Annotated in this window: 30 protein-coding genes and 1 pseudogene; 12 read left to right on the forward strand and 19 right to left on the reverse strand. The window is 64.1% G+C overall.

Annotated features, from left to right (window positions below; all coding sequences use genetic code 11):
* Positions 1-2,076: an FUSC family protein gene (locus B5D62_RS24215; protein WP_085936630.1), complete on the forward strand. Its 2,076-nt coding sequence runs from the start codon at positions 1-3 to the stop codon at positions 2,074-2,076.
* 554 nt (positions 2,077-2,630) lie between these two features.
* Positions 2,631-2,987 (forward strand): annotated as a pseudogene (locus B5D62_RS24220) (FKBP-type peptidyl-prolyl cis-trans isomerase); the annotation flags it as partial.
* A gap of 665 nt (positions 2,988-3,652) precedes the next feature.
* On the opposite strand, the gene B5D62_RS24225 reads toward B5D62_RS24220, so the two are convergent.
* A complete protein-coding gene (locus B5D62_RS24225; RefSeq protein WP_085936632.1) occupies positions 3,653-3,964 on the reverse strand; it encodes a hypothetical protein in 312 nt (103 codons plus the stop codon).
* A gap of 13 nt (positions 3,965-3,977) precedes the next feature.
* A complete protein-coding gene (locus B5D62_RS33500; protein ID WP_170921107.1) occupies positions 3,978-4,139 on the reverse strand; it encodes a hypothetical protein in 162 nt (53 codons plus the stop codon).
* Between the two features lie 666 nt (positions 4,140-4,805).
* On the opposite strand from B5D62_RS33500, the gene B5D62_RS24235 reads away from it, so the two are divergent.
* Positions 4,806-5,666 carry a transglutaminase family protein gene (locus B5D62_RS24235; protein WP_085936834.1) on the forward strand — a complete coding sequence of 287 codons (861 nt, stop codon included), beginning with the start codon at positions 4,806-4,808 and terminating at the stop codon, positions 5,664-5,666.
* 72 nt (positions 5,667-5,738) lie between these two features.
* Here B5D62_RS24235 and B5D62_RS24240 read toward each other — a convergent pair whose 3' ends face one another.
* From B5D62_RS24240 to B5D62_RS24255, 4 genes are all read right to left on the reverse strand, one after another.
* A complete protein-coding gene (locus B5D62_RS24240) occupies positions 5,739-6,356 on the reverse strand; it encodes a DUF4142 domain-containing protein (protein WP_085936634.1) in 618 nt (205 codons plus the stop codon).
* A 62-nt stretch (positions 6,357-6,418) separates the two neighbouring features.
* Positions 6,419-7,813 carry a cytochrome B6 gene (locus B5D62_RS24245; protein ID WP_085936835.1) on the reverse strand — a complete coding sequence of 465 codons (1,395 nt, stop codon included), beginning with the start codon at positions 7,811-7,813 and terminating at the stop codon, positions 6,419-6,421.
* Between the two features lie 151 nt (positions 7,814-7,964).
* Positions 7,965-8,330 carry a VOC family protein gene (locus B5D62_RS24250; protein ID WP_085936635.1) on the reverse strand — a complete coding sequence of 122 codons (366 nt, stop codon included), beginning with the start codon at positions 8,328-8,330 and terminating at the stop codon, positions 7,965-7,967.
* Positions 8,331-8,434: 104 nt separating this feature from the next.
* A complete protein-coding gene (locus B5D62_RS24255; RefSeq protein ID WP_085936636.1) occupies positions 8,435-9,172 on the reverse strand; it encodes an SDR family NAD(P)-dependent oxidoreductase in 738 nt (245 codons plus the stop codon).
* 158 nt (positions 9,173-9,330) lie between these two features.
* On the opposite strand from B5D62_RS24255, the gene B5D62_RS24260 reads away from it, so the two are divergent.
* Positions 9,331-9,690 (forward strand): winged helix-turn-helix transcriptional regulator, encoded by a 360-nt coding sequence (locus B5D62_RS24260; protein ID WP_231714930.1) that lies wholly within the window; start codon positions 9,331-9,333, stop codon positions 9,688-9,690.
* A 39-nt stretch (positions 9,691-9,729) separates the two neighbouring features.
* On the opposite strand, the gene B5D62_RS24265 is transcribed toward B5D62_RS24260, so the two are convergent.
* Positions 9,730-10,020 carry a hypothetical protein gene (locus B5D62_RS24265; RefSeq protein WP_139374069.1) on the reverse strand — a complete coding sequence of 97 codons (291 nt, stop codon included), beginning with the start codon at positions 10,018-10,020 and terminating at the stop codon, positions 9,730-9,732.
* Positions 10,021-10,166: 146 nt separating this feature from the next.
* Between B5D62_RS24265 and B5D62_RS24270 the strand changes: the two genes are divergently transcribed.
* Entirely contained in the window at positions 10,167-10,589 is a 423-nt protein-coding gene (locus B5D62_RS24270; protein ID WP_085936639.1) for a hypothetical protein, read from the forward strand.
* 13 nt (positions 10,590-10,602) lie between these two features.
* On the opposite strand, the gene B5D62_RS24275 is transcribed toward B5D62_RS24270, so the two are convergent.
* Positions 10,603-11,475 (reverse strand): FkbM family methyltransferase, encoded by an 873-nt coding sequence (locus tag B5D62_RS24275; RefSeq protein WP_139374070.1) that lies wholly within the window; start codon positions 11,473-11,475, stop codon positions 10,603-10,605.
* A gap of 19 nt (positions 11,476-11,494) precedes the next feature.
* Between B5D62_RS24275 and B5D62_RS24280 the strand changes: the two genes are divergently transcribed.
* The gene (locus B5D62_RS24280; RefSeq protein WP_085936641.1) at positions 11,495-11,701 is read left to right on the forward strand and encodes a hypothetical protein; all 207 of its coding nucleotides are present in this window, start codon (positions 11,495-11,497) and stop codon (positions 11,699-11,701) included.
* A gap of 209 nt (positions 11,702-11,910) precedes the next feature.
* Here B5D62_RS24280 and B5D62_RS24285 read toward each other — a convergent pair whose 3' ends face one another.
* Positions 11,911-12,195 (reverse strand): hypothetical protein, encoded by a 285-nt coding sequence (locus B5D62_RS24285; RefSeq protein WP_085936642.1) that lies wholly within the window; start codon positions 12,193-12,195, stop codon positions 11,911-11,913.
* Between the two features lie 163 nt (positions 12,196-12,358).
* Here B5D62_RS24285 and B5D62_RS24290 point away from each other — a divergent pair, with 163 nt between their 5' ends.
* A complete protein-coding gene (locus B5D62_RS24290) occupies positions 12,359-13,522 on the forward strand; it encodes an outer membrane protein assembly factor BamB family protein (protein WP_085936643.1) in 1,164 nt (387 codons plus the stop codon).
* A 25-nt stretch (positions 13,523-13,547) separates the two neighbouring features.
* Here B5D62_RS24290 and phbB read toward each other — a convergent pair whose 3' ends face one another.
* From phbB to B5D62_RS24315, 5 genes are all read right to left on the reverse strand, one after another.
* Positions 13,548-14,270 (reverse strand): acetoacetyl-CoA reductase, encoded by a 723-nt coding sequence (gene phbB, locus B5D62_RS24295; protein ID WP_085936644.1) that lies wholly within the window; start codon positions 14,268-14,270, stop codon positions 13,548-13,550.
* A 245-nt stretch (positions 14,271-14,515) separates the two neighbouring features.
* Positions 14,516-16,549 carry an amidohydrolase gene (locus B5D62_RS24300; protein WP_085936645.1) on the reverse strand — a complete coding sequence of 678 codons (2,034 nt, stop codon included), beginning with the start codon at positions 16,547-16,549 and terminating at the stop codon, positions 14,516-14,518.
* Positions 16,550-16,647: 98 nt separating this feature from the next.
* Positions 16,648-16,902: a helix-turn-helix domain-containing protein gene (locus tag B5D62_RS24305; RefSeq protein ID WP_085936646.1), complete on the reverse strand. Its 255-nt coding sequence runs from the start codon at positions 16,900-16,902 to the stop codon at positions 16,648-16,650.
* A gap of 9 nt (positions 16,903-16,911) precedes the next feature.
* On the reverse strand, positions 16,912-17,442 hold the full coding sequence (locus tag B5D62_RS24310) for a DUF2975 domain-containing protein (RefSeq protein WP_085936647.1): 531 nt from the start codon (positions 17,440-17,442) through the stop codon (positions 16,912-16,914).
* A 104-nt stretch (positions 17,443-17,546) separates the two neighbouring features.
* A complete protein-coding gene (locus B5D62_RS24315) occupies positions 17,547-17,966 on the reverse strand; it encodes a CBS domain-containing protein (protein ID WP_085936648.1) in 420 nt (139 codons plus the stop codon).
* 129 nt (positions 17,967-18,095) lie between these two features.
* On the opposite strand from B5D62_RS24315, the gene B5D62_RS24320 reads away from it, so the two are divergent.
* The 3 genes from B5D62_RS24320 to B5D62_RS24330 all read left to right on the forward strand — a co-directional run bounded on the left by B5D62_RS24320 (position 18,096) and on the right by B5D62_RS24330 (position 20,195).
* The gene (locus B5D62_RS24320; RefSeq protein ID WP_085936649.1) at positions 18,096-18,326 is read left to right on the forward strand and encodes a hypothetical protein; all 231 of its coding nucleotides are present in this window, start codon (positions 18,096-18,098) and stop codon (positions 18,324-18,326) included.
* A 37-nt stretch (positions 18,327-18,363) separates the two neighbouring features.
* Positions 18,364-19,158 (forward strand): enoyl-ACP reductase FabI, encoded by a 795-nt coding sequence (gene fabI, locus B5D62_RS24325; RefSeq protein ID WP_085936650.1) that lies wholly within the window; start codon positions 18,364-18,366, stop codon positions 19,156-19,158.
* 122 nt (positions 19,159-19,280) lie between these two features.
* A complete protein-coding gene (locus tag B5D62_RS24330; RefSeq protein WP_085936651.1) occupies positions 19,281-20,195 on the forward strand; it encodes a SphA family protein in 915 nt (304 codons plus the stop codon).
* Between the two features lie 30 nt (positions 20,196-20,225).
* On the opposite strand, the gene B5D62_RS24335 is transcribed toward B5D62_RS24330, so the two are convergent.
* From B5D62_RS24335 to B5D62_RS24355, 5 genes are all read right to left on the reverse strand, one after another.
* Positions 20,226-20,681 carry a helix-turn-helix domain-containing protein gene (locus B5D62_RS24335; protein ID WP_085936652.1) on the reverse strand — a complete coding sequence of 152 codons (456 nt, stop codon included), beginning with the start codon at positions 20,679-20,681 and terminating at the stop codon, positions 20,226-20,228.
* A 165-nt stretch (positions 20,682-20,846) separates the two neighbouring features.
* On the reverse strand, positions 20,847-21,080 hold the full coding sequence (locus B5D62_RS24340; RefSeq protein ID WP_085936653.1) for a hypothetical protein: 234 nt from the start codon (positions 21,078-21,080) through the stop codon (positions 20,847-20,849).
* A gap of 298 nt (positions 21,081-21,378) precedes the next feature.
* On the reverse strand, positions 21,379-21,519 hold the full coding sequence (locus B5D62_RS33505; RefSeq protein ID WP_170921108.1) for a hypothetical protein: 141 nt from the start codon (positions 21,517-21,519) through the stop codon (positions 21,379-21,381).
* A 185-nt stretch (positions 21,520-21,704) separates the two neighbouring features.
* Positions 21,705-23,024 carry an ATP-binding protein gene (locus B5D62_RS24350; protein ID WP_085936655.1) on the reverse strand — a complete coding sequence of 440 codons (1,320 nt, stop codon included), beginning with the start codon at positions 23,022-23,024 and terminating at the stop codon, positions 21,705-21,707.
* Entirely contained in the window at positions 23,021-23,743 is a 723-nt protein-coding gene (locus B5D62_RS24355; RefSeq protein ID WP_085936656.1) for a response regulator, read from the reverse strand. The genes B5D62_RS24350 and B5D62_RS24355 overlap by 4 nt, the downstream gene beginning before the upstream one ends.
* A gap of 141 nt (positions 23,744-23,884) precedes the next feature.
* On the opposite strand from B5D62_RS24355, the gene B5D62_RS24360 reads away from it, so the two are divergent.
* A complete protein-coding gene (locus B5D62_RS24360; protein ID WP_085936657.1) occupies positions 23,885-25,414 on the forward strand; it encodes an efflux transporter outer membrane subunit in 1,530 nt (509 codons plus the stop codon).
* A gap of 27 nt (positions 25,415-25,441) precedes the next feature.
* Positions 25,442-26,596, forward strand: a complete 1,155-nt coding sequence (locus tag B5D62_RS24365; protein ID WP_085936658.1) for an ABC transporter permease — start codon at positions 25,442-25,444, stop codon at positions 26,594-26,596.
* Position 26,597: the final 1 nt, after the last annotated feature.

Consider the following 26,597-nt stretch of genomic DNA (forward strand, 5'->3'; position numbering starts at 1 on the left):
ATGGACAACAAAGCGTCAGGCCTCTCCCGACCTGACGTCGCGCGGCCCGGCGCAAGCCGATGGCTGCCGGCCATTTGGGCACTGACTCGCAAGATTCTCTTCGGCCTGCGCCTCTGGATCGCGGTCTGTCTCGCACTCTACGTCGCCTTCCGGCTCGAGCTCGACAATGCCTATTGGGCCGGTGCCTCGGCGGCGATCGTCTGCCAGCCAAGCGTCGGCGCGTCGCTGCGCCGGGGAGCCGCCCGTCTGGTCGGCACGGTCGTCGGCGCCGCCGCGGTCGTCGCGCTCACGGCATGCTTCGCGCAGGATCGTGCGGCTTTCCTCCTCGGCATGGCGATCTGGGCCGGCGCCTGTGCCTTTACGGCCAACCTTCTCAGGGATTCCGCATCATATGGGGCCGCGCTTGCCGGTTTCACGGCCGTGATCGTTGCCGGAGACGAACTGGGAGCCACTGGTGGGCCCGGCGGCGACGTCTTCATTCTGGCAGTCACCCGCGCCAGCGAGATTTGCATCGGCATCGTCTGTGCGACCGTCGTCCTGGCCGGCACGGATCTGGGGGATGCGCGCCGCCGGCTCGCGTCCGAACTCGCCGCGCTTGCGGGCGACATCAGCCATCGCTTCGGCCGTTCACTGGCCCGGGCCGGTGCGGAGGAGGGGGATGCCCGACCCGCCCGACACGCCTTGGCGACGAGGATAGTGGCGCTCAGTCCCCTCGTCGATGAAGCCCTCGGAGAAGTCTCTGATCTTCGTCACCGTGTCGCCGCCCTGCGCGCGGCGACGGATGGCCTGGTCGAGGCCTTGTCCGGCTGGAGAACGGCCGCTAACTGCCTGAAGGAACTGCAGGAGGAAGATCGACGCGAGGCGGAGGCCATCTTCCGGCTGTATCCGGCAGCCCTTCGATTGCCGCTGGCCAACTCGCTCTGGACCGGACAGTCCGGCAGCCTGATCGGCATTTGCCGTGGCGCCGTTCGCGCCTTGGTCGTCCTACCGGTCCGCACGCCCTCCTTGCGTCTGTTGGCGGATGGTACCGCCCAGGCGTTGCGCGGCCTCTCGCAAACCGCTTCCGGCTTGACGGCGCTCGTCGATCCGACGCGTGCCGTTTCATATCGGCGCCGTCTGCATTGGTACCGGCCGGATCTCTTGCCGGCCGCCATCGCCGCGGTTCGCGTGCTTGTGACGATAGTTGCCCTTGAGCTGTTCTGGGTCGTCACCGCCTGGCCGAGCGGCGCCTGGGCCATGAGTTTTGCGGCAATCGGTGTCATCCTGTTTTCGCCGCGAGAAGCCCAGGCTTATTCCGAAGCCCGGGCCTTCACCATCGGCCTCGCCCTCGCCGCCGCTGTGGCGGCGATCGTGCGGTTTGCAATCTTGCCGGGCATGGAAAGCTTCGCCGGGCTTTCACTCGTGATCGGCGGTGTCCTGGTGCCCGTGGGCATCCTATCCCTGCAGCCGTGGCAGACGTCGGTCTTCAAGTCGTTCGCGATATTCTTCTGCATGCTTCTGGCGCCGGCCAACCTGATGACGTTTGATACCGTCCAGTACTACAACCAGGGGCTAGCGGTCGTCGTCGGCATGGGATCCGCCGCCATCGGCTTCCTGCTGATTCCGCCTTTGTCACCAGCGGCACGGGCTTCGCGCATCCTCGAAATGACGCTGCGGGATTTCCGGCGTCTGGCGGCGGGCCGTCAGTGCGACTGCCTTCGTGATTGGGAGAGCCGGCTGTATCGTCGGCTGGCGGATATGCCTGCCGCGGTCGACGCCGAGCCCCTCGCTCGCTTCGTCGCAATGCTGTCGATGGGCTCTACCATCATCCGGCTTCGGCTGCTGGCGCGCCGGTTCAAGATGGAAGCCGAGATCGATACGGCATTTTCCGCTGTTGCAGAGGGTAAGAGCGCAACGGCGATATCGCACCTGGCCACAATGGAACGCGAGTTGCGCCAGAGTTCAAAGGGCGAGGCGGACGGAACAGCTATCGCGCGAGCTTGCGGCGCGATCCATGCAGCATTGCACACGCTAACCCGGTACGGGGACTACTTCGACGGGTTGGAGTCAGTCGCGGTCTTGGAGCATCGTGCGTAGGGAGATGGTAATCGACTGAGAGGCGCGGCGCCTGGTAAGGTAAAAGACGGGTTCAGAGCGTGAACCAAAGGATAGGCCTCCGAGCCGGGCGCAGCGCGCCAATCAAGGATGCCGCCTGTCTTCATCTAGTTGATCTACAGGCTGATGAGGCGATGCGCCGGAATGACACACCGCTGTCGAAGACCGCCCTCGCAAGCAGGAGGCCAGTAGCGAGAGGGCGATTGGACACGAACGCGCGCAAACGACTGAATGACGCCATCGATGTTCCCACCACTTCGAGACAAGCGCGCAGGCTCAGTACAAAAGTTGGGATTATACTGAGTTGGTGGGCTCAGTGTGCAATCACTCCTTTGCACGGAGTTTGGCGATTGGCCGTGCACAATGGAGACTGATGCTGGAAGCAGGAAAATGCCATCAGTCAGAAGCTGCGTAGGCTGCTTCCGATGCGTAGGCACGCGACTTCACCGAAGAAAGGCCACGTGCTAGTGACACGCAGCCCGCTGATGTCGATCGCGCCTGTTGTTGTTGCCGATCCGGCCGCGGCGCAAACCTAGGGGAAACTCATGACGACCGAGACCGGCTTGAAAATCATCGATACCACCGTTGGGACGGGCGCGAGCCCCAAGACCGGACAGACCTGCGTCATGCACTACACCGGTTGGCTGTCCGAAGGAGGCAACAAAGGTCGGAAATTCGATTCGTCCGTCGACCGTGGCTCGCCCTTTGAATTTCCCATCGGCATGAAGCACGTCATTGGCGGCTGGGACGAGGGTGTCGCGTCCATGAAAGTCGGCGGCAAGCGAACCTTGATCATTCCGCCGGAGCTCGGCTATGGGGCACGCGGCGCCGGCGGGGTAATCCCTCCCAATGCGACTCTGATTTTCGACGTCGAGCTTTTAGCGATCAAATAGGCACTGCCGAGGGATCGTTCGCGTAGAGCAGTCGCCGGCGCATGGTGGTGGTTTTAGGCGCGAAAAAGCCCGGAAATCGGGCCTCATTTGCGACGCCTGCGAGCCCGGAGAGAAAGTTCCCGGGCTCCGTCGCGGATCGATCGGGATTCGAACTGGAAGTGGCTGATAGGCGGACCTAGCGTGAATATTCGGATGATTTTGCGCCTGTATGTCGAACGACTCCGAGGGCTTGAATCGTCTACTCGTTATTGGCGAAGAATAAGCCGTTGGCCTTTCTGTTGGCCTCGTGGGCTTTCCTGCTGATAAACTATCGAATAAAATCAGTTAGTTACGAGGAATTCGCGATTCCGCCCCTGGCACCATTCCTCGGCTTTTGCAAAAGATTGACGCAAAGAGGGACACTCACTGGAGCGCTCAATCTGGCGCCGACGCCCTAAGATCGGCGAGCTTCCGATAGTCCGTTCTGGCAGCATTTCCCAAGAACGCCGCTGAACCCGTAGGGCCTCCCCGAAATGGTCCCGTCAGCACAGCTGTTGGGATGTGCTGTCATTGCTCGGGCAACTGTCAGGAAAACTCCAACAAGATCGTGCTAACTATACTTGCTTCCAAGTGTCGGTTGGAGCCGCTCGCCACTCCTAACGTCGAGAGAGCCCTCTCGTAAGATGTCAGGGCGAAGTTGCCGAAGGCTTGGCGGTAAGGCGCTCCATATCTGCAAGCACAGCCGCGACCAGCGCGCGTCCGCGGGTGTCCTCGGTGGTAAGGGTGGCCGCGTAAAGGCGAAGAACGTAACGCACTTTCTCCGCCGCTTCGTCCCAATCTACCGAAGGGGCGGCGATCAGTTGAGCTTCCAACTCCTCCTGACGAACGCGCAAGGCCTCTTCGTTAGCCTCGACTTCTGCCAGCAGGCGACGCAGGTCAGTCGCTTTCTGCGCCTGCATGCCGCGATGTCGGTCCAATTCTATGGGCTTGTCCGTCATGTCCTGGGGCTCTTCAATTGACCGCCGTCTCATCGATCTGGATCTCGCTGTCGCCCAAGCTGCTATCCAGCACAAGCTCTACGTCCCACAAGATGATTCCGGTCGGACCGTCCGCCTTTGCGGCGGCTTCCTCGCAGGCAGCGGGAAGGGTGAGCAGCGCGACAACGCCTCCCATCGCAACCTCTCGGCCAAGTTCCCTCAACGTGTCGCCATTCATCCTCGCGCAGAATCGAATGGCTGCCGTCGCGGCGCTTGCATCATCGCGTGCCGCATAGAACAGACGCTGAAAGGTATCGAGCGTCGAACGGGGTAAATGGTAGGACAAGGTCTACGTCGGGGTGCGCAGGAGTGCATAGGCGACGATCATCGCCGCCAGAAATAGCGGGAAGAGGACGGGCGGAACGAGCCAGTCCTTCCATACAAAGCGAGGTTTGGACATCTAGCGGCTTTCTAGCGCGTCGGCGGCTTGTGCGGCCTCGAGCTCGTTGGGATCGACGGGGACGACTGCACGCGCCTTGCCGGGAGGCAAATTAGCAGGCAGGAAAAGCAGCGTCCGCACGGGCTGACAGGCAGCGAATGACAGGCCCGCAATCAGAAGTGGCGGCCCTTGACGACGGCGCGCCCCAGGCGGCGTTGATGGTCGCCGTCGACGGCTGGTCGGTCATGAGAAAATCCTTATGGTTATTGGTGAGCGGCCACCGGACCGAACATCGGACCTGTGCCGCTAACCGACAGATGGTGCTGCGAACGGCCGAATATCAGGGGATGCTGACGGGATATATTTGCGCGGATGTCACCCTTTAAGTTGGACATCGAGGCAAATGACGCGCCGATATCCACGATGGTCGTTCTCACCATCCGACACAAGACACGCTACAGCTACCGCTTGCCGGTGTGGCTAGGGCCGCATCGTCTCATGCTGCGGCCGCGCGAGAACCGGGAGGTTCGCCTACTGTCGAGCAGTATCGAGGTCACGCCGCCGGCGATCCTCACTTGGAGCAACGACGTGTTCGGCAACGCGGTCGCAAGCGCGAGCTTCGACGCGCCCGCCGACGCACTCGTAATCGATAGCACCGCGGTGGTTGAACTCGCAGCGGAGCGTTGGCCGGCGTTCGACGTGGCGGCGTCGGCAGTGCGCTACCCGTTCTCGTATTCGAGTGATGAGATCGTCGATCTCGGGCCACTCGCGCAGCCGCAATATGTCGATAAGGCCGGGCGGCTTGCCGAATGGGCGGTCGCCTTCGTTCGCGGCAGCGAGACCGACACGCTGGCGTTGCTCAAGGACTTGGTGGTGGGGACGGCGGCTCAGATCCGCTACCAGAGTCGGGAGGAGGAAGGCACTCAGTCGCCCCGCCAGACGCTCGATCGCGGTTGGGGTTCTTGCCGCGACTTCGCGGTGCTGTTTGCCGAGGCGGCACGAAGCCTGGGCTTCGGGGCGCGTCTCGTTTCAGGCTATCTCTACAATCCCGATCCGCAATTCCGGAACGCCGCGGGCTCGACCCATGCCTGGGCGGAAATCTACCTACCGGGTCCGGGTTGGGTTACGTTCGATCCAACCCATCGTGCCCTGGGTGGCTTCAACCTGATCCCGGTCGCGGTGGGCCGCAGCATTGCCCAGGCGATGCCGGTGGCTGGCACATTCTTCGGGATGACCGACGCATATCTGGGTATGTCCGTCGAAGTCGAGGTGACGGCGCAATAGGCGGCCGGCCCAGTCTGGATAAATGGCGTGGCAAATCATAGTGCCCGGCAACGATCGGGCAGGCCCGGACGCTCAACGCCGGTTGGCGACGGTCGGCGTCAGGGTGGCGAGGACGCCGTCGGCGGTCTGGAGATGATCCAGGATTGTCGGCAGCAGCTCCGCCGCGAGGCCCTTGAGCTCCTTGTCCTGGCCCGAACCGATCTCGTATTCCAGCAACTGCGCCATCACCTGATGGTCGGCGATCTGGCTGTCGACATAGGCTCGGTCGAAGGCCGCGCCTTGCAGCTTGGAAAGCCGGTCGTGAAGGGCCTGATGGTCGGGATCGAGGCCTTGCATCGGCGGAAGCCCGGCATTGTGCGCGAAGGTCGCGATCCGCTTGTTCGCCTCCTGATGCTCGCGAGTCATGCGTTCGGCGAACTGCTTCACGGCCGTGTCGCGGCTCATCCGTTCGGCAAGCTGGGCGAATTCCACCTCGGCGTTGGCGCCCTTTGTTGCAAGCTCCAGAAAGGTACGATCGGCCTGATTGAACTGACGCGGTGCCGGCATTCCGGCCGTCGCTTCGCGGGTGCCGGCTGGTGTGCCCGCCGGATTGCCTTGTCCGGGCCCTCGCGGCGACGCGGTCTGCGCGGCGGCGGTCGATAGCACGGCGACGACCGCGACCAATGACATCGGAACGAGGCGCAACATCATGCTGATCTCCCGGGATCGGCGAGGGGCAGAACGAACTGGGCCGTACCGGCTCGCATCCTTCGTTAAAGGGCGAGCATGTAGGCGACGAGCGACTCCTTCTCCGGCTGCGTGAGCTTGAGCCCCAGAACCAGATTGAAGAACTCGACGGTGTCCGGGAGCGTCAGCAGCCGGCCGTCGTGCATATAGGGCGGCGAATCCTTTATGCCGCGCAGCGTGAACGTCTTGATCGGGCCGTCCGGCAGCATCACCAGGCCGTTCGAGGTCTGGCCGATCTTGTAGAACCGCTCCAGGTGCAGATCGTGCATGTTGTTGTCGAGGAACGACGTCTGGGGGACGTGGCAGGCGGCGCACTGGCCCTTGCCCAGGAAGACCTGTTCCCCGGCCAGTTCCTGTTGGGTCGCCTTCGACGGGTCGAGCCGGCCGGTCGGCAGGAGCTTGGGCGCCGGCGGGAAGTCGATGATGTTCTGCATCTGCGCCATCATCGGCACCTGATCGAAACGGTCGGGTAGGTTCACACCTTTGCGCTGGGCGCTGACGTGATCGCCGTTGAAGTAGGCGGTCCGCTGCTCGAACTGGGTGAAGTCCTCGACCGATCGCAGCGATCGCTTCGAGCCGTGGATCTGCTGGTTGAACAGACCGCGAAGGCTGACCGTATCCAGCCGGAAGCGGGCGGCCTGCGGTCTCACATCGGGAGTCTGGTGGAACGCGGCATTGGTATGGAAGTTCGCGTGGCAATCGAGGCAGGTGACGCCCAGGCTCTGGTCGGCGCTCTTGCGATCCTCGGTCTGATTGAATTCCTCCTGCGGGAACGGCGTCAGCAGGAGGCGCAGTCCCTCGAGCTGCACCGGCGTCAGAAAGCCGACCATCAGATGGTAGTAGTTCTTGATGGTCAGCAACTCGCCGCGCGATACGTCGCCGAGTTCAGGGTGGGTGGTCAGGAAGATCGGCGGCGGAAACTCGGGCGTGAAGAGATCCGGCAGGTCGAAATCGACATCGAAGCGCCTCAGGTTGCGCTGCTCCTGTCGGGCGATCTCGTCGATCTGGTTGGTCGGGAACACCTGCCCGCCAGTCGCCTGCTTGACGTGAGGCAACGGCATGAAGCCGGCCGGCAGCAATCCGCGGTTGCGGATTTCATCCGGCGTCAGGCTTGCGAGGCTGTCCCAGGTCGTGCCTTGGCGCAGCTTGACCCGGACACCATCCTGGATGCGCTTGCGTCCTCCCGACATCATCGCATTCGGCATCGGGCGATCGGAAAGGTCGAGACGTTCTTCGAGAAGCAGGCGCTGGAGCCGCATCACCTCGGCCTTTTGGGCCTCGTCGGCTGCCTTCACCTCGGCAAGCGGGGCCACCGGCAAGGGCCGGTAGCTGGCGTCCGGCGGCAGCGATTGCGCAACGGCAAGAGCTGCACCACTGCTCGCAAGAACGACCAACAGGGCCGCACGAAGATGGCGAACCATGACCATCTCCCCCCTTTGAGAGTTATCGGTGAGAGTTATCGGTGCGGACTGAGCGGCGCCTCTGCCCTTAAGTTGCCATCGGTTGTGCGGGAAATGTCCACACGCAAGGCGGTGTGCGTTAGCGCACGCAGGCCGGGAATTGCCGGGCGGTTCAATCGCCGCGGAAGATCGCTTCCATGTTGTTGCCGTCCGGATCGAGAACAAAGGCGGCGTAGTAGTTTGGCCACCGCAAACCCGGCCTGCCATTGTCGGTCCCACCCGCCGCCAGGGCGGCGGCGTGGAAAGCATCGACTTGGGATCTGCTTGAAGCAGCGAAGGCCGTGTGCTGCCGGACCGAGTGGGGGTGAAAGCGATCGATCCAGAAAATCGGATGATCAACGCCGTAGGCGATGCCGTCCGTTCCAACATCGTCTGGCATCTGTCTCACCCTGCGCCATCCAAGGGCGCCCAGAGCGGCGTCATAGAACAACGCGGAGCGCCGGATGTCGGCGACCCCGATGCCGGTGTGATCGATCATCGGCTTCTCCTCGATTAGGCTTCACCTCCGACAGTTTGCCCGGCCACAGGCATGGCATCGAGGGCTTCGATTTCCACAATCCGAAGCCCTCGCGCACAATGGTCTCAGATCTGCGCCAGGCCTCCGTCGACGAACACCTCGCCGCCGGTCATGAAGCTACTGTCCGACGATGCCAGGAACGCCGCCACCGCTCCGGTCTCCATCGGATCGCCCATGCGGCCGAGCGGCGTGGCGGCCCCGATAGTGGTCAGCGCTTCCTCGCCCACAACTTCGATCGCCAACTCGGTCCTGGTCGGTCCGGGCGACAGCACGTTGACCCGGATGCCCGTACCGCGCAGGTCCTGCGCCCAACTGCGCGCCAGATTGCGGACCGCCGCCTTGGTCGCGCTATAGACGCTGAACTGCGGCGTTCCCATCACGCCCGTGCTCGATCCGGTCAGGATGATCGACGACCCGGCCTTCATCAGCGGCAGGGCCTTCTGAACCGTGAAGATCAGTCCCTTCACGTTGACGTCGAAGATCTGGTCGTAGTGCTCGGGCGTGATCTTGCCCAGCGGTGCGAACAATCCGGTGCCGGCATTGGCGAACACGATGTCGAGTCCGCCCCGCTCGGTCTTCACTGTCTGGTATAGCCGGTCGAGGTCGGCAAGATCGGTCACCGAGCCTGGTATGGCCCGCGCCGACGTCCCGAGCTCCGCCACCGCGGACTCGAGTTGCTTCTGTCGTCGGCCGAACAGGTAGACAAATGCGCCTTCCGCCACGAACCGTTTGGCGGCTCCCAGTCCGATGCCGGTTCCGCCGCCCGTCACCACCGCTGTCTTGCCCTGCAGTTTGCTGCTCATCCTGTGCTCCTTCGTGAGGTTGCACTGAGCTGGCGGCGCACCCACCTATCGACAAGTATGAACCTTTTGGTAAGTGCCCAGAAATGTCGTTGGACGCCTCGCACCCGATCTCACCGCCCGCGCAGAGTCCGGCGCCAAGCCAGACCTGCACGCCGACATTGCCCGGTTTCACCTGCGGCCTCGACGCGACGCTGCGGGTCGTTGCCGGCAAGTGGAAGCCGCTGATCCTGTACTTCCTCGCTCAGGGCGGTCCGATTCGTTATGGCGAATTGCGGCGGTCCGTGCGCGACGCCAGCGACAAGATGTTGATCCAGCAACTCAAGGAGCTGGAAGCCGACGGTCTCGTCAAGCGGACCGACCACAAGGAAGTCCCGCCCCGCGTGGACTATGACCTGACGCCGTTGGGCCGGAGCCTCGCCCAAGCCCTCGTGCCGCTATGCTCCTGGGGCACGGAGAATCTCGCCGAGGTCGCGCGCGTCTTCGCCCGGCGTGCGGCGTCGAATGGCACGCGGCGGTAGCCTGACCGGTCGACGCGCTCGCCCGGTGCCTTTCACTCGTCACTCGTATTCGAGGGTTGTCGTGCTCGGTATCCGCCGACCGTAATGCGAGTCGACGTAGTCTTTCAGACGGGTTCGCCAAAGATCGCGGCTTTTCGATCTCGACAGGCCGTGCGCCCGCTGGAAGGTGACTTCGAACCCGGTGATGCTGCCGAAGCTCAGAATCTTCAGGGCCAGAAACTCCGGGCCGAAAGCCTTCTGCAGCCTGTGGCTAAGCGGTCCCTCATGGGGCAAGCGCTGAAGTCCGCCCTTGCCGATCACGCGAAGGTACACTGTCGTCGACGTACTCATTGGACTGCTTGCCGCGAAGTTGGCCGAGGCGGATACAATCGGCCGGGAGGGGCCGGTTAGCAAGGGCGGCAGTACCTGTGGCGCGGCGTCGCGGAAAGAGTGTCACCAATGTTGCAGCGGACGGTCATTCTGGAGAACGAGCAGCGATGGAGGATGTGACCTTCGCCCGGGCCGTGCATGTCCTGGCCGTCATCCACTGGATCGGCGGGCTGTGCTTCGTGACGACGGTGGTATTGCCGATGCGCGACAAGGCCCTGTTTGCCGAGATCGAACGGCGGTTTTCATCACAGGTCAGGATTTCGGTGCCGTTGGCCGGATTGAGTGGCCTCTACATGACCTGGAAACTCGATGTCTGGGACCGGTTCCTGCAGCCCGGCACCTGGTGGATGGCGGCGATGGCGCTGCTCTGGTTGCTGTTCATGGTCATCCTGTTCGTCGTCGAACCACTCGCCGGCCGGGCGCCCCTTGGTTCGCTCGATTCCCTGCGGAGGGCGCATCGCGTGCTGCTGGTCGCCGCAATCGTCGTTGCCGGTGCGGCCGTCCTGGGAGTGCACGGACTTCTGCAATAGGAGAGGCGGGGCTTCACGCCTCGAATTGTATGGCGCCTGGCTTCGCGAGCGCCGCCTCGAGCCGCGCCAATGTCGAACTCGTCACCTCGCCCGGCAGGAACAGGAAGTTGTTGATGTATCGCTCGAAGCGGGAACGCGGCATGCCGAGCCGATAGTCCGCGATATCTTCGCTGCGTTGCATGCTGGCTGGATCGAAGCGCTCGATCGGCTGCAGCCGTCGCCGGAGCACGAAGTAGCCGCGGTAGCCGAGTTGCCGGAAGAAGGACTCGACGAGGCGAATCGATCCCGGGGCGTGACGTTCTTCAGCTTCGACCAGAACGCGCGGCCGGCATCGCTCGATCGTCCGGCGCGCGCCCTGCAGCACGTTGTGCTCGGCTCCTTCGACATCGATCTTGATGAAGCCGACAGTGCCCCTGTAGACCGCGTCGAGCGGCTTGGTCTCGACCACGATGTCGCGGTGGGCCGTCTGTTCGGTGAACCGGTCGGAAAGTGTCGACAGCCCGGTGACGAGTGTTCCGTCGATCTCCGGGATATGCAGGACGGCCGTGCCGGCGCTGGAGGACAGCGCGACGTTCTCGACGATGATCCTGCGTCCGAATTTCTTCGACAGAAGTTGGGCCAGCCACGGGATCGGCTCGAAGGCATGGACCTGCCGCGAATGCCTTTTCATGGCATGAAGATATGTGCCGATGTTGGCGCCGACATCGATCGAATCCTGGTCGGGTCGGCAAAGATGCTTGACCAGGCGTAATTCGATCTCGCCGAATTGCGAGAAATAGACTCCCTCGCACAAGGCGACCATCGGCCAGGGCAAGATCGTCCGCAGCCAGCCGTTCGTTCCTCGTACCAGCGCCTGTCTCGTCGATGGGGAAACGGAAAATCGCACGATCCTGCCGATCCAGAAGTTGCCGCTGCATTCCACGCCGCCGATGATCGATCATCGACAGACAGGTCTTTTCATCGCTGCCGACGAAGATCAGTCAGCCGATGCGGAAGGATGGGGAATCGGTTCTCGGCAACGCGAGGACGATAAACGAAAATCGAGTGTCGCCACGATCAAGGCAAGGCTGTTGCTCGTCGCAATGTTCATTGCCGGCGCATCCCTTCGCTAGGAAATGGACTCCGTGAAGACTGATGGCGGTAGTGGCTTGGAACTGCGGGGCGAACGAGGAGGGAGCGAGGTGTTGAGTGCCACCGCAGTCAGGTGGCTTCGCTTCTATCAAAGACGACCGACGGATCAAGGCGCGCGCGGCTCATGCCGTCGGATAAGGCGCCTGGATCACGCCTTTATCACAAAGCCTCCTAGAAGCGCGCGTGTCTGCTAGCGGCGAACGGTGATCGGGCAACCGCAGATCGGGCAAGGGGCGGACAATGACGGGGCCGACGGCTTCTCGAGCAGGGCGGCCTTGAGCTGCGATTGCAGGCGGGCGTGTTCAGCCGGACCGCCGCAGCGCTCGGAATAGGCGAGGCCGATCGGGCCTTCGGGTTCGATCGGTTCGAGGCTCCAGGCTCTGGCCGTCGCGGCGAACGACAAGGCGCTGCCACCGCCGATCAAGGCGCCAGCCGCCTGCAGCACTGCGCGCCGACCTGATTTTGCACGAGTCATGCTCTGTCTCCTCAAGGTAATACTATAACAAGAGAGCGGCGCCGGCGCATCCGTGAAGGATAGAAAATGGATGCTTTGAGCCGAGCAGGTTGATTCAGATCAACGGCCGGACATCGTTCCCGACGCATGGTCGCCGACCCTCTCCATCCGCAAAGATCACGCCATGCCCTTGTGCCCCTTCGCCCGGACCGTCGCCTGTATCGCCGTACTTTCTGCCCTGTGCGTGCCGCTCGGTGCGGGATTTGCCGACCCGCTGCGCCAATCGAAAAAGCCGGTCAAGGAGGATCCGGGGACTGCCGTTACGGTGACGCCGGAGATGCTGGGAGCGGGCGCCGTCTCGTCCGGGGTCGACCTGCCGCCGCCGCCGCCGGCGACCGGCACACGCGAGCAGCCGGTCGCCTCGTGGGGAAAGCCGCTGCCCTATCCCATCGTGATCGCCGACCGGCGCAACAACCGGCTGATCGAGATCACGCCGGACAAGCGCATCGTCTGGGAGTTTCCGTCACCCGATCTTCACATCTATCGCGGCAACGACGACGTCTTCTTCTCTCCCGACGGCAAGAGCCTGATGGTGAACGAGGAGGACAACTACGACATCCACATCGTCGACTATGCCCGGCGCGAGATCACGTTCAATTACGGCATGCCCGACCGGAAGGGCCGGGCGCTGACCCAGTTCGATTTTCCCGACGACGCGCATCTCCTGCGCGACGGGTCGATCGTCGTGGCCGACATCCGCAACTGCCGCATCCTGTTCATCGATACAGACAAGTCGGAAGTGACCCGCCAGTGGGGCAAGGCGGGACATTGCCGGCATGATCCGCCGCATGCCTTCATCTATCCCAACGGCGTGACTCCGCTGGAGGGCGGCGATTTCCTGGTGACGGAGATTCCCGACTCCTGGATCACGCGCCTGACGGCCGACGGCAAGGTCGTGTGGAGCCTGCGCGCGCCGCATGTGCAGTATCCGTCCGACGCCTATCCGACGCGCGATGGCCAGGTCATCGTGGCCGATTATGTCAAGCCCGGCGGCGTGGTGATCTTCGATCCCCGCACGGGAAAGGTCACCTGGGAGTACAGGGTCAAGAGCGGCGACAAGATGCTCGACCATCCCTCGCTGGCCCTCGAACTGCCGACCGGCGACATCGTCCTAAACGACGACGAGCGCCATCGCGTTCTGGTGATCGATCGCCAGACCAAGGAGATCATCTGGCAATACGGCACGACCGACCAGGCGGGCCATGGGCCGGGAGAGCTGTTCTATCCCGACGGCTTCGATATCGATGTCTTCCACGACTGGAAGGCGGCGCTCGGTCCCCGCCCGTAGCGTCGCTCAGACTCCGTAGCCTCGTTCAGACCAGGTACTGGCCGCCATTGGCCGTGATGGTCGAGCCGGTGATGAAGGCCGCCTTGTCGCTCACGAGGAACTGGACGATGCCGGCGATCTCCTCGGCATGGCCGAGGCGGCCGACGGGGATCTGGGCGACGATCTTGGCGAGGATCTCCTGCGGCACGGCGGCCACCATGTCGGTCGCGACATAGCCCGGGGCGATGGCGTTGACGGTGATGCCCTTGACTGCGCTTTCCAGCGCCAGGGCCTTGGTGAAGCCCAGTACGCCGGCCTTGGCGGCGGCATAGTTGGTCTGGCCGAACTGGCCCTTCTGGCCGTTGATCGAGGAGATGTTGACGATCCGGCCGAAGCCGCGCTCGCGCATGCCGCCGATCACGAGTCGGCAGAGATTGAAGCACGACGTGAGATCGGTGCCGATGACGTCGTGCCACTGGGCCGGCGTCATCTTGTGAAGCTGCACGTCGCGGGTGATGCCGGCGTTGTTGACGAGGATGTCGACCGGTCCGACGGCCTGTTCGATCTGCTTGAGGGCCGTCTCGCAGGCGGCAAAGTCGGAGACGTCGAACTTGTAAGTCGGGATCGAGGTGTCATGCGCGAAAGCCCGCGCTGCCTCCTCGTTGCCGTGATAGGCCACCGCGACCCTGTGACCGTCGCTCTTGAGCGCGATCGCGACTGCCCGGCCAATGCCACGCGTGCCGCCCGTAACCAACGCTGTCCGTACCATGTCAGGCCTCGATCTGTTCGAGGCGACGCCATCGCTGCGAATGCCGTTGGTTCCCGGCACGTCGGTCGAACAGGTGGTGCTCGATCGAGTGCCACACCGTGGTTGTTCGCATCGACGACGTTCGCCGAGGAAGTGGCCGTACAATCGTCCGTGCAGGGCCGCGCGACCTTGATGTGCATCAACTTGCTTCAGAACGGTTGCAGCGGTGGCAGCCGAGCGGAAGTTGCCCTGTCGAGCTATCGAGGTCAGGCCATCGAGGCGTAATGCTCCGCCAGCGCATGGGCCATGACACCGCCGCAGGCACAGGCGGTTGACAGTTGGGTCGACGACGACTGGCAGCCGCAGACCTGCTGTGCGGTCGAGGAAGATCCGACGCCGACCGATGTGCAGGAAAGGGCTTGCGCCGGCCGGCGCGATGGGGCCGGCTTGTCGAACGCGCCGAAGCGGATGGGAGCCTCTCCTGCGCCGTGTTGCTGCGGCGGCCGCTCGACGGGGCGAACGGTGCCGTCGAATACCACGCCCCAGACGCCGATCTGGCGCACCTTGGAAGGCTCGATCTCCAGGGGATCGTCGTCGAGGATCGTGAAGTCGGCGATCTTGCCGGGGCGGATGCTGCCGATCTCGTTCTCCAGGCGGATCGTGAAGGCCGAGTCGATCGTCACGCCGCGCAGCGCCTGTTCCAGCGAGATGCGCTGATCCGGCGCCGCCACGCGTCCCGACGCCGTCGTGCGTGTGGCCGCAGCCCAGGCAAGCATCAGCGGGTCGGCCGCCGCCATTGGCATGTCGGAGTGCAGCGACAGATGCGGGCGTTCGCGCAGCACGGAGGCCAGCCGCACCATGTTGTTGGCGCGCTCGGGCCCCAGCCCCACCTCGCTGAAGCGGTCGGCGAGGGCGGTCACGTAATAGGGATTGGCGCTCACCATGGCCTGGGCGCGGCCGATGCGTTGCACCTGATCCTCGGTCGAGACGGCGAAATGCACGATGGTGAAGCGATGATCGTTGCGCGGGGCCGCCGCCAGGCGTTCCTCGAGCGCGCCAAGCACGGTCTCGAGACCCGCGTCGCCATTCACATGCGTGTGGATCTGATAGCCCCGGTTCCAGTAGCGGCGCACGGCATCGCGATAATCATCGGGCAGCGCCAGCCACTGGCCCTTGTGGCCATCGAGGTAGGGATCCTTGACCTGCATCAGCAGGGAGAATACCGCGCCATCGGAAAACAGCTTCACCTGCTTGGGCAGCCATCGCACCTTGCCCCGCCCCCAGCTCAGATAGGATTCGGTGCTGGGCACGAGCTGATCGAGCGTGCCGGCGGCCTTGGCCTGATCGTAGAGGGCGCGGCCGTCGGGAATGAAGTAGGTGCGGAACGGAACGTCCTCCGCCGACAGCACCTCGCCGTAGAGCTCGTGCAGCGGCCGTATCATCTGCGTGCCCGGTTCGCAAATGGTGGTGATCCCCTTGCCGTGCAGGTAGCGCCGGAACAGGTCGAGGCCGGTGCGCATCTTCTCCGGTGTGAAGATGTCCTTGAGCAGGGCGGCGGCCACGAGGGTCAGGCCCTTTTCGTAGAAGTGCCCGTTCTCGAAATCGACTTGCTCGCTGGCCAGACCGTGCCCGCGCACGGTCGCGGCGGTCAGGCCATATTTCGAGAGCGCCGGCGAATTGAGGAACAGCTCGTGGCAGGAGCGGTGCCACACCACCAAAGGCCGGTCCGGGCTGAAGCCGTCGAGGGCGGCTCGCGACATCGGACCGTGGAACTCGTGATGATATCCCCAGGTCATAAAGGTGGCCGGCGCTGTCGTGTTGGCGGCAAAGGCAGTGCGCAACGCTTGCCAATAGGCCGCAGCGTCAGCGGCAGCCGACCAGGTGCGCGTCGGCAGCACCCAATCCTCGATCGCGATCACAGCATCGGCGACCATGGTCGATGCGCCGAGCAGCGGATGGACATGATGCTCGACGAAGCCCGGCACCATCACCTTGTCGGCGAAGCGGCGATCCACGTCGTGCGGCCGTTCGCCGAGGGCGGCGATCACGTCGGCCTCGCTGCCGACGGCCACGATACGATTGCCGGACACCGCGACCGCAGTCGCTTCGGGCTGGTCGGGCTCCATGGTGCGGATGCGCCGTGCGACGTAGACGACGATCCGCGGTCCGAGCCGCCATGCCTCATTGTTCTGCGTCAAGGCATCGTCGGCGGCGGTCTGAGCCTGCGGCGCACCGCTGCCGCCGACCGTAGCGATCGTCGAGCCGATGACGGCAAGTGCCTGGCGGCGCGACAGGGGCATTCCGGTTCCTCTCTTCGCATCCTTCGCCAGACCATCGTACAGGACGATGGTCTTCCGTCATCACCGGCGATTCGCCACCGAAGCGGCAGGACGTCGCTTCAGCCCGAAGCGACAGTCTCGGATCTTGCCGGACGCTCGCTGCTCGCTTCCTCAGGCTCGTATTCGAGCAGGTCGCCCGGCTGGCACTGGAGATAGCGGCAGATCGCTTCCAGGGTCGAAAAGCGGATCGCCTTGACCTTCCCCGACTTGAGCAGGGAGATGTTGGTTTCGCTGATCCCGATGGCTTGGGCCAGTTCGATCGAACGGACCTTGCGTCGGGCGAGCATCACGTCGAGGCGCACGATGATCGGCATGGCCCGGCCTCAGACGGTTTGCGCCTGTTCGTCGGCGATGATCCGCGCCTCGTCCATGACATGGGCAATGACCAGCATGACCGCGCCGAGCAGAACGGCCTCGATGACTCCCATCGAGAGGGTGATCGACAGGATCCGATGGCCGGGCGGATTGCTCAAGGTCAGGACCAGCGGGATCAGCGTGGCATCGACGAACTGCGCGACGCCGAACCATACCAGCCACTTTCCGATCTTGCCGATGGCGGCCACGTTCTGCGCGTCGAAGATGGTCCCCTCGGCATAGAGGCGCAGAAGCTGGCGCAGGGAGGCGAGGGCCAGGCCCAGCGGGACGACGGCGATGGCCGTCAGCACGACGGCCATGCGCCGCTGTGCCCCGCTGAGCTGCAGGATCGCACCCGGCTCGCCGAGGAACTGCCGGCTGATCGCCTCGGTGCTGCTCATCCCCCAGTAGAGGATGCAGACCACGGGGATCATGAGGATCAAGCCGCCGCAAAGAAGGGACAGGCGGTGGCTGAGTGTCTTGATCCGTCGCTGTGACATGGTTTGGCTCCGCAAATGACGAAGCCTTGATATCTCAAAAATAACTTTACGACAATCGATAATTTATACCTGAAAAACATTCCCGCTCTCAGCGGGACAGCTCGCTAGCGCATATGCTCCCAGAGTTCGCGCTCCTCCTCGTGGCGGTCGACTTCGAGCCCTTTGAAGTCGCCGCGCGACACGACGCCCAGGATCTTGCCGTCCTTGACCAGGGGCAGATGCCGGAAGCCGCCGTCCCACATCAACCGGAGGGCATCGACGGCTGTCTGGTCGGGCGACATCGTCGCCGGCGCGGGCGTCATCACGTCGCTGAGTTTGGTCGCGGTGGGATCGCGCCCCTCGGCGAGCACCCGGGCCACGGCATCACGCCCGGTAAAGATCCCGCTCAAGCGTCCGGCATCGTCGACGACGACGACGGAGCCGGCGCTACGGTCCCGCATCTGCCGAGCGGCGTCGGCGACCGATGCGTTGCCGCGCAGGATGAGCGGACGCTGCTCCAGGATGACGTCAGAGAGCTTTCTCATGATCGATGTCTCGAACGGTTGTAGGGCCAGTGCAACGGCAGGGTAATCTTCCGGTCATCGTCTGAATTGACCTGCATCAACGTCCCCGACTCCCCGCTCGCCTAGACAAACGTCACCAAGGAGAACGAGATGCCGATGCAGTCGGGTTCCACAAACCTGTCGACAACGCTGGCGGAGAGCGTCGCTCGCATTGCCAGGATCAGCGATACGGCGCACGACATGCGGCATCACATCCAGGCCGGTCGCATCGACACTGTCCTCCGGCAGGCGCGGGTCGCCATCACGTCAGGCGATGCCGCAGCGCTCGAGGATGCGCGCGTCCTGGTCGACCTGCTGTCGCTGGAGCTCTGCGAGGAATAGTCGTCCCCGTACAAACGATCCCGGGAGTGTAGAGGCAATGGCTGCTCCAACCATACCGGACGTCAAAGCCAGGTTCCTCGAGGGCAAGCGCGGGCTGGTGGTCGGCATCGCCAACGAGCACTCGATCGCCTGGGGATGTGCCCGGGCTTTCCGCGCCTTCGGAGCCGAGGTGGCCGTCACCTATCTCAACGACAGGGCGAAGCCCCACGTCCAGCCGCTCGCCGATCGGCTCGAGGCGCCGATTTTCATGCCCCTCGATGTCCAGATACCTGGTCAGATGGAGGCCGTGTTCGAGCGTATCGGGCAGGAATGGGGAAAGCTCGATTTCGTCGTGCACTCCATTGCCTATTCGCCCAAGGAGGCGCTGCGCGGCCGCGTCACCGACGTGGAGCGGGAGGGTTTCCTCACCACCATGGACGTGTCGTGCTGGACGTTCATCCGCATGGCGCATCTGGCCGAGCCCTTGATGACGAGCGGCGGCTCGCTGTTCACGATGACCTACTACGGCAGCCAGATGGTGGTGAAGAACTACAACATCATGGGTGTCGCCAAGGCAGCGCTCGAAAGCGCGGTGCGCTATCTCGCGGCCGAACTCGGTCCCAAGGGCATTCGCGTCCACGCCATCTCTCCGGGGCCTCTGGCGACGCGCGCGGCTTCGGGCATTCCGGAATTCGACGATCTGCTCGACAAGGCCAAGGAGAAGGCGCCCGTGCACAGCCTCGTCAGCATCGACGATGTCGGCGTCGCCACCGCTTTCCTCGCCCACGACGCCACGCGGTTGATCACCGGCGAGACTCTCTATATCGACGGTGGCTATCACATCATGGACTGACCGTCCTTCGCGGCGGGCGAGCGCCTACTGGGATCGATACCGTGGAAGAGTGCGCCGGGACATCGTTGCGGAAGGCGGGGGCGGTCGCCGCACTGATTCTACAACCTGTCGTATGGGATGGCGTGAAGGAAGCGCGGGCCGATGAAGCCGGCGCCAGCATGTGGATTCCTGGCGAGATTGCCAGCTTCGCCGCCGTGCCGGCAGATCCGGGGCCTTTGCTGGTCTTGAATTATTATCAGCGGCAGGTGACTTCCGGGGCGACGCGCGGCATCGGTGACGGCTTCACCCTGTCGGCCACGGCCGAAACGCCGGAACAGTATGTCTTCGTCGGCACGGGCTACACCTTTGCCGATCCCGTTCTGAACGGCCGCCTGTTTCTGGGCGCGACTTTCACCTTCGGCCATACCGGCACGACGGTCTGGAGCATGCTGTCGGGACCGGAGGGATACAGCGAATCCTCGACCGCCTACGACAGCATGACCGGCATCGGCGACATCTATCCGGAAGCGGAGCTGAAGTGGGCGGTCGGCCCGCACAATTTCATGACCTACACGATGGTCAATGTGCCGGCCGGCCAGTACGACCCCAATCGCATCGTCAGTCTCGGCATCGGCCACTGGGCGATCGACGCCGGCCTCGGCTACACCTTCCTCAGCCCGTCCGGCCTCGAATTCTCGGTGGTGGCCGGCCTGACCTACAATTTCATGAATCCTACGACCCAGTACCAGAGCGGCATCGATGGTCACGTGGACTGGGCCGCCTCCTACTCGCTCACGGAGAATTTCTATCTGGGGGCGGTCGGCTATTTCTACAATCAGCTGAGTCCGGACAGCGGGCCCGGCGCCCTGGCCGGACCGTTCCAGTCGAAGGTCAGTGCCGTCGGCCCACAGATCGGACATGGCTTCGTGCTTGGTCCGGTCCAGTTCGAGCTCAATCTGCGCGGCTACAAGGAATTCGACATCGAGAACCGGGCCGGCGGCTGGAACGTCTGGTTGACGCTGGCGCTGTCGAGGAAGCATGGCGCGGCGTCCCGATAGTCGTGGCCGGCCCGGATCAGGCTGGCCGGATCAGCGATTGCGCCCGTCGACTCCGCGCCGTCCCTTGGCAACGGCGTCGGCGTGGCTGACGGCACCGGCGGTCCGCAGCAGCTCGTAAACCCGCTTGCGCAGCCGCACTTCGCGAATCCGATAGTAGGCTGTCACGAGATCCCGCGTCTCGCGGCTGGCCAGCGGATCCTTGCCGTTGGCAAAAGGCGTCACGGCATCGCCGAGTCCCTCGATGCGGCTACTCCGGCGGCCGCCACTGGGCATGCCGTCGAAGAAATAAGCAATGGGGACGTCGAGCACCCGGGCAAAGTCGTAGAGGCGACTCGAGCCGATGCGATTGGCACCGGATTCGTATTTCTGGATCTGCTGGAAGGTCAGGCCGAGTGCCTCCGCGACGTTCCTGAGAGTCATGCTTAGCGAGAGGCGGCGCTCCCGTATCTTCTGTCCAACATGGAGATCGACAGGATGAGCTGCCATCGGTTCGGCCTCTGTTCTGATGCGGGCGGTCGAGACGGTATCGCCCGTCCCGGCAGATGGGGCAGTATGGCAGGAGCTCGGGGGCGAGAGGCGGGGCGATGTGTAGCGCCTTATTTCCGGAAGCAGGCGAGAAACATCTGGAAACACAATCGTGCCGTGTCCGGCCTAGCGGATCGGCAGATGTCCCACCGCGCCCCACACGGCAATAAGAACGCTCGTGGCAAGGCAAAGCCCGCACAGCCCGACGCAAAGGCCGAACATTGCCGATCCCTCCCGCCGCAGATAGGCGAGGGTTGACGGTTTGACGAACCGGTAGGCGCGATATCCCTTGGCGATTTCACGCGCCCAGACCAACGTCGAAATGATGCCCACGATCGTCAGGATGAAACCGCCGAACATGATTGCGACTCCTCTATTGGCGAGCTGTTGCTGACCGGGCAGCGGACCGGGCGATTGCGGCTCGCATCCAATTTTCGTGCAGTCGAAGAACGCTGTTGTTGATCTGCATCATGTAGTCCGCCCGTGGCCGCATTGCCGCGCCATCGGGCCCACCTCGCGAAAGGTTGAGGCGTCGGTCCGAAAACGCCGGGACCCTCGACCGGCTCCGAGCGCCATCAAAGAGGTCAATCGTGCGGCCGGTTTGCGCCGTCAATTCGCCTGCCGGACGGCGAAATTGTGGTCCCCGTCTCCTGTTCGATCACGAGTCGATCTCGGACACCGGTGGCCCGGCAAGGAGCGGTCGCAGCGAGTCGTAGGCAGGCCGTGCCACGAGCAGAAAGAGGGCCATCAGAGTGAAGGCCGACACGATGATCAGATGGAAAGTGTGATGGTGACTCATGTCCTCCTCGTCCGACGACGAGGCCGAATATCGGGAACCGGTCTTCTGCTGTCGAGGTTGCGAGGCCATGGAAGTTGTAGCTCTTCGTTTCGGCGCGGTGCGCAGAAACCTCTGGAAACACAAGCGTCGCCTGCCTGCGTGCTTCTCGTTCTCGGAGCTTGCCGTCAGGGCCGTGTGACCGCGGTCTATCTGGCGGCGAGCGGAATCCGAAGGCAGGCGCGAAGGCCTCGCGGCAGCCTGTCATGCAGCGTGAGCGTACCGTCATGCAGCCGGGCAACGTCGGCCGCGATCGCCAGGCCCAGGCCAAATCCGGCGACAGAGTCTCGGGCGGTGTCCGATCGGTAGAAAGGTTGCAGGACGGCACTCTTCTCGGAATCGGGAATGCCGGGGCCGTCGTCCTCGACGTCGATCTGCACCGAAGCGCCATGCAGGCTCAGCCGCACCGCCACGTGGGAGCCGAATTTCGTTCCGTTCTCCACCAGATTGGTCACGGCCCGCGCGATCGCCTGCGGCCTGACGCGGGCGGCGAGGCGCTCCGGCCCCTCGTAGCGAACGGAGAAGCCCGCATCGGAGAACTGGTCGCAGATGGTCTCGAGGAGCGACGGCAGATCGGCCATTTCCGTCCCCTCCTGGAACCCTCCGTCGCGCAGGTAGGACACCGCGCCGGCGATCGAGGTCTCCATGAGGTCCATGTCGCGCAGCATGCCATCCTTGATGCCCGGTTCGACAATGTCCTCCGCCCGCAGGCGCAGCCGCGTCAGCGGCGTTCGCAGGTCGTGACTGATCGCGATCATCGTGCGGGTGCGATCTTCGATCAGGCGCTGGATGCGCTCGCGCATGTTGTTGAAGGCGTTCGTCGCCTTGCGGACCTCGGCGGCGCCTTCCTCGCGCAATGGTCCGCCTTCGCCCTTCAATCCGAACTGTTCGACCGCCGTTGCGAAACGGGCCAGCGGCGTCACGATCCGCAGCACCGCCCAGATCGACAAGGCGACCGTCAGCGCGACCATCACCATCAGCGACACGCCCAGGGGTGGGAGGGGCGGGGGCAGCGACCCAATGGATGGCCTGTCGGGGCCCGCGCGCAGCAGGACGGATTGCCCGTCACCCAGCCGCAGGAGGATCTGCACGCGGGCGCCTTCCGGATGACCGACAGAGACGACGGAAACGTCCTTCGGGAGCACACGGGCAAGCGAGGCCGTCCAGAGCTCGTCAAGCTCGGCCGGGGATCCGGATGCCGCCTTGCCGTCCAGCTCGAGCGAGAAGTCGGGTCTCCGATAGAGCGCCGCTGCGCGCATCCGATCTGCCTGGGGCATGCCGTCCAGCACACGGACGATCGAACCGAGTTCATCCGCGATGCGATGGACCTCGGGTGGCTCGCGATCCGGCCGGAAGAAGAAGAGGACGAAGCCGATGGCGATGGAGGAGACGAAACCGCCGACGAACACGACCAGCGCAATCTGGGTCGTCACGCGATCGAGGCGAAGGAGCTGCCGCCAGGCGCTCATTCAGTGGTCACCTCGGGGGTGAAGATGTAGCCGCCGCTGCGGACCGTCTTGATGAAGGCCGGATCGCGTGGGTTGCTTTCGATCTTGCGACGAATGCGGCTCACCAGAATGTCGATGCTGCGATCGAGTGGGGCGCCGGCGCGCCCCTGCGAGAGATCGAGCAGCTGGTCGCGCGTCAGCGTGCGACGGGGATGGCGGCAGAAGGCCAGCAGCAGGTCGAACTCGGCGCTGGTAAGGGTGACTCGCACGTCTTCCGGGTTCTTGAGCTCGCGGGCGACGGGATCGAGTCGCCAGCCAGCGAATTGCAGCCTGTCCCGCACTTCCTCCTTCGCGGCCGGAAAGGCGCTGACGCGCCGGAGGACGGCCTTGACGCGCGCGAGCAGCTCATGCGGGTCGAAGGGCTTGGGAACGTAATCGTCCGCGCCCATCTCGAGGCCGACCACGCGCGCCACCGGATCGCCGCTGGCGGTCAGCATGATGACCGGAATGGAGGAGCTGGCACGCAGGCGGCGGCAGATGCTGAGGCCGTCCTCGCCCGGCAGCATGAGATCGAGGACCAGCAGATCGATCGCCGCCGCTTCGAGAACCCGGTCCATGGCCCGGGCGTCCTCGGCGACAGAGACGCGAAAGCCGTTCTTCTGGAGGAATCGCGAGACCATCGTGCGGATCTCCCGATCGTCCTCAACGATCAGGATATGGGGGGAACGAGACATCGGCATAGTTCTACATCCGATCGCCGTCGGAGGGAGCCGGTCTTTTGTGTTTCCCTATGTTTCTGGCGAGCCGACGGAAACGCGGCGCTACAACAATGCGACGGGATCGGTGAGCGAAGCTGCGCCGGAATCAACTATATCCGGTCCATGAGTTCTATCGGGCGTTTCGGATCAGCGTTTTCGGCAGTGTGGTTGTGCGCCGCGCTGGTGGGATGCGCGGTCGGACCGGATTACAAGACGCCCGACATGGCCGTTCCGGCGTCGTGGGCCAATGCGGCCAAGAGTGCCGGCCCGCAACCGGCGCAGCTCGCGGATTGGTGGACCTCGTTCGGCGATGCCACCTTGAGCGAACTGATCGAAGAGGCGGTGCGGAAGAACCTGGACGTTGCCAGCGCCAAGGCGAAGATCCGCGAGGCGCGGGCGACGAGGCGGGAGAAGTTCGGCGCGCTGGCGCCCACCCTGGAAGCGACCGCGTCAGCGACCGCCAATCGAAGCGCCAGCGGCACGATGGTGTCGACGCAAGGCAGTTCGGGCGGAACGCAGGCGGTTTCGGGAGCCAACCAGAGCGCCGCCGCGTCCAACTATTCGCTGTTCCAGGGCGGGTTCGACGCGAGCTGGGAGCTCGACATCTTCGGCGCCAACTATCGCAGTGCCGAAGCCGCCACCTACAGCCTGCAGGCGGCGCAGGAGGATCTGAACGACACGCTGCTGACGCTGATCGGCGATGTCGCCAAGTACTATGTGCAGGCACGGGGCTACGCGGCGCGTGCGGCGTTGGCCCGCCAGACCGCCGAGGCCTATCGCGATACCGCCGTGCTGGCGCGACGGAAGTTCGAGGCCGGCACTACTTCCGCCGCCGATGCCGCCAAGGCCGAGGGCCAGACCTATTCGGCCGAGGCGGACGTCGCGTCCCTCGATGCGTCCTACAGCGAAGCCGTTCACCGGCTGGGCGTGCTTCTGGGCGACGGACCGGAGGCGCTCGTCTCCAGGCTCTCGGCCAAGGCGGCGATCCCGGTCCCGCCAGCATCGCCCCGCGCCGGGGTTCCGGCCGACATCCTTCAGTCGCGCCCCGACGTGCGCAAGGCGGAGCGCCAGCTTGCCGAGGCGACGGCCAAGATCGGCAAGGCGGAGGCCGCCCTCTATCCCAGCGTCAGCCTGACCGGGAACATCTCGACGACAGGTCTTCAGCTTGGCGAGCTGGCCAAGTCCTCCTCGATCGGCTTCGCGATCGGTCCCAGCCTCAGCCTGCCGCTGTTCAACGGCGGCCAGTTGCGAGCCGAAGTCGAGGTCGCCGAGGCCCAGCGCGACCAGTACTTCGTGGCCCTGCGATCGACCGTCCTCACCGCCCTCGAGGATGTCGAGAATGCGCTGGTGTCGCTCGCCCAGGACCGCAGGCGCCTGGACAAGCTCACGGCCTCGAGCCGTTCCTATGCCGATGCCTACGAGCTCTCGCGGGCACTCTATACGGCAGGCGGTCAGAGTTTCCTCGATGTGCTCGATGCCGAGCGCTCGCTCTACACGGCCCGCGACAGTCTCCTGCAGACGCAGGTGTCGGCCGCCACCAGCTACATCTCGCTGTGCAAGGCATTGGGCGGCGGCTGGAACCGTCCCGTCGACAGTTCGCGCCCCGAGATCGTCGACACCCACACAGGACCGCACCTGCGGACCCGCTACTAGACCGGTTGCCAGGCCACGAGGATCGTCATGTTCCGGCTCGCCCTCACAATGCTGATCAACGAACGCGGCAAGTATCTTGGCATCATCGCCGCGCTTTCCTTCACCGCGCTGATGATGGCGCAGCAGCCGGCGATCTTCCTCGGCATGCTGTCGCGAGCCACGGCGTTGATCGATGACATTCCCTCGGTCGATCTGTGGGTCATGGACCCGAACGTCCAATATTCCGACGACTCCAAGCCGCTGCAGGATGCTCAGCTCTACCGTGTCAAGGGCATCGCCGGTGTGGAATGGGCGGTGCCCTTCTTCTCGGGGTCGATCCAGGCACGACTTCCGGATGGCAACTTCCGCAACTGCATCTTCTACGGCATCGACGACGCGACCTTCATCGGCGGACCGGCCAAGATGGTCGAAGGCCGCATCACCGACCTGAGACTGAGCGACGGCGTGATCGTCGACGCGGTCAGCGCCCGAGGTGTTCTGGCGCAGACTGCCACCGGCGAGCAGCGGGCGCCGCTCGGTGTCGGTTCCACCATGGAGCTGAACGACCTGCGCGCCTCGATCGTCGGCCTGCATGGCGGTGCGCCCAATGTCCAGTCGCAGCCGATCATCTACACGACCTACAACCGGGTGAAGTTCTTCAAGTCGTCCGACCGCAAGCTGCTGTCCTTCATCCTGGTCAAGCTGCAGCCGGGCGTCGATGCGGCGAAGGTCGTGCACGACATACGGCGCTACACGGGTCTCGCTGCCTATACCAAGGCGGAGTTCAGCGCCATGAGCTCCAACTACTTCCTGTTTCGCACCGGCATCTTCCTCAATTTCGGCACGTCGGCGCTGATCAGCTTCCTGATTGGCGGCAGCATCGCGGCGCAGACCTTCTACAATTTCACCCTCGACCATCTCCGGTATTTCGGCGTGCTGAAGGCAATGGGCGCCAGCAGCCGATTGCTGTTCGCCATGATCGCCCTGCAGATGCTTTCCGCCGGCGCGATCGGCTTCGGCGTGGGAATCGGCGTCGTGACTTTCTTCGGCGTCGTGGTGCAGGGCAATACCATCGCCTTCAACCTCAATTACTGGATCGTCGGCGGGGCAGCGTTTGCGATCCTGCTGCTGTCGCTCGGCACCGCGGTGCTCAGCTCGCGCCCGGTGCGGCGGCTGGAGCCGGCGGCGGTCTTCCGCGGATGAC

It is taken from the genome of Enhydrobacter aerosaccus, from assembly GCF_900167455.1.
In the GTDB taxonomy this organism is placed as follows: domain Bacteria; phylum Pseudomonadota; class Alphaproteobacteria; order Reyranellales; family Reyranellaceae; genus Reyranella; species Reyranella aerosaccus.

Bases quoted from the DNA above. Each gene is read 5' to 3' on its own strand.
- B5D62_RS24215 (WP_085936630.1), top strand. From the start codon at position 1: ATGGACAACAAAGCGTCAGGCCTCTCCCGACCTGACGTCGCGCGGCCC.
- B5D62_RS24350 (WP_085936655.1), bottom strand. From the start codon at position 23,024: ATGAGCGCCTGGCGGCAGCTCCTTCGCCTCGATCGCGTGACGACCCAG.
- B5D62_RS24285 (WP_085936642.1), bottom strand. From the start codon at position 12,195: ATGACTCGTGCAAAATCAGGTCGGCGCGCAGTGCTGCAGGCGGCTGGC.
- B5D62_RS24265 (WP_139374069.1), bottom strand. From the start codon at position 10,020: ATGAGTACGTCGACGACAGTGTACCTTCGCGTGATCGGCAAGGGCGGA.
- B5D62_RS24315 (WP_085936648.1), bottom strand. From the start codon at position 17,966: ATGAGAAAGCTCTCTGACGTCATCCTGGAGCAGCGTCCGCTCATCCTG.
- B5D62_RS33500 (WP_170921107.1), bottom strand. From the start codon at position 4,139: ATGGGAGGCGTTGTCGCGCTGCTCACCCTTCCCGCTGCCTGCGAGGAA.
- B5D62_RS24240 (WP_085936634.1), bottom strand. From the start codon at position 6,356: ATGATGTTGCGCCTCGTTCCGATGTCATTGGTCGCGGTCGTCGCCGTG.
- B5D62_RS24300 (WP_085936645.1), bottom strand. From the start codon at position 16,549: ATGCCCCTGTCGCGCCGCCAGGCACTTGCCGTCATCGGCTCGACGATC.
- B5D62_RS33505 (WP_170921108.1), bottom strand. From the start codon at position 21,519: ATGAGTCACCATCACACTTTCCATCTGATCATCGTGTCGGCCTTCACT.
- B5D62_RS24365 (WP_085936658.1), top strand. From the start codon at position 25,442: ATGTTCCGGCTCGCCCTCACAATGCTGATCAACGAACGCGGCAAGTAT.
- B5D62_RS24340 (WP_085936653.1), bottom strand. From the start codon at position 21,080: ATGTTCGGCGGTTTCATCCTGACGATCGTGGGCATCATTTCGACGTTG.
- B5D62_RS24360 (WP_085936657.1), top strand. From the start codon at position 23,885: ATGAGTTCTATCGGGCGTTTCGGATCAGCGTTTTCGGCAGTGTGGTTG.
- B5D62_RS24235 (WP_085936834.1), top strand. From the start codon at position 4,806: ATGGTCGTTCTCACCATCCGACACAAGACACGCTACAGCTACCGCTTG.
- B5D62_RS24310 (WP_085936647.1), bottom strand. From the start codon at position 17,442: ATGTCACAGCGACGGATCAAGACACTCAGCCACCGCCTGTCCCTTCTT.
- B5D62_RS24270 (WP_085936639.1), top strand. From the start codon at position 10,167: ATGGAGGATGTGACCTTCGCCCGGGCCGTGCATGTCCTGGCCGTCATC.
- B5D62_RS24320 (WP_085936649.1), top strand. From the start codon at position 18,096: ATGCCGATGCAGTCGGGTTCCACAAACCTGTCGACAACGCTGGCGGAG.
- phbB (WP_085936644.1), bottom strand. From the start codon at position 14,270: ATGGTACGGACAGCGTTGGTTACGGGCGGCACGCGTGGCATTGGCCGG.
- B5D62_RS24305 (WP_085936646.1), bottom strand. From the start codon at position 16,902: ATGCCGATCATCGTGCGCCTCGACGTGATGCTCGCCCGACGCAAGGTC.
- fabI (WP_085936650.1), top strand. From the start codon at position 18,364: ATGGCTGCTCCAACCATACCGGACGTCAAAGCCAGGTTCCTCGAGGGC.
- B5D62_RS24355 (WP_085936656.1), bottom strand. From the start codon at position 23,743: ATGCCGATGTCTCGTTCCCCCCATATCCTGATCGTTGAGGACGATCGG.
- B5D62_RS24245 (WP_085936835.1), bottom strand. From the start codon at position 7,813: ATGGTTCGCCATCTTCGTGCGGCCCTGTTGGTCGTTCTTGCGAGCAGT.
- B5D62_RS24250 (WP_085936635.1), bottom strand. From the start codon at position 8,330: ATGATCGATCACACCGGCATCGGGGTCGCCGACATCCGGCGCTCCGCG.
- B5D62_RS24290 (WP_085936643.1), top strand. From the start codon at position 12,359: ATGCCCTTGTGCCCCTTCGCCCGGACCGTCGCCTGTATCGCCGTACTT.
- B5D62_RS24255 (WP_085936636.1), bottom strand. From the start codon at position 9,172: ATGAGCAGCAAACTGCAGGGCAAGACAGCGGTGGTGACGGGCGGCGGA.
- B5D62_RS24225 (WP_085936632.1), bottom strand. From the start codon at position 3,964: ATGACGGACAAGCCCATAGAATTGGACCGACATCGCGGCATGCAGGCG.
- B5D62_RS24335 (WP_085936652.1), bottom strand. From the start codon at position 20,681: ATGGCAGCTCATCCTGTCGATCTCCATGTTGGACAGAAGATACGGGAG.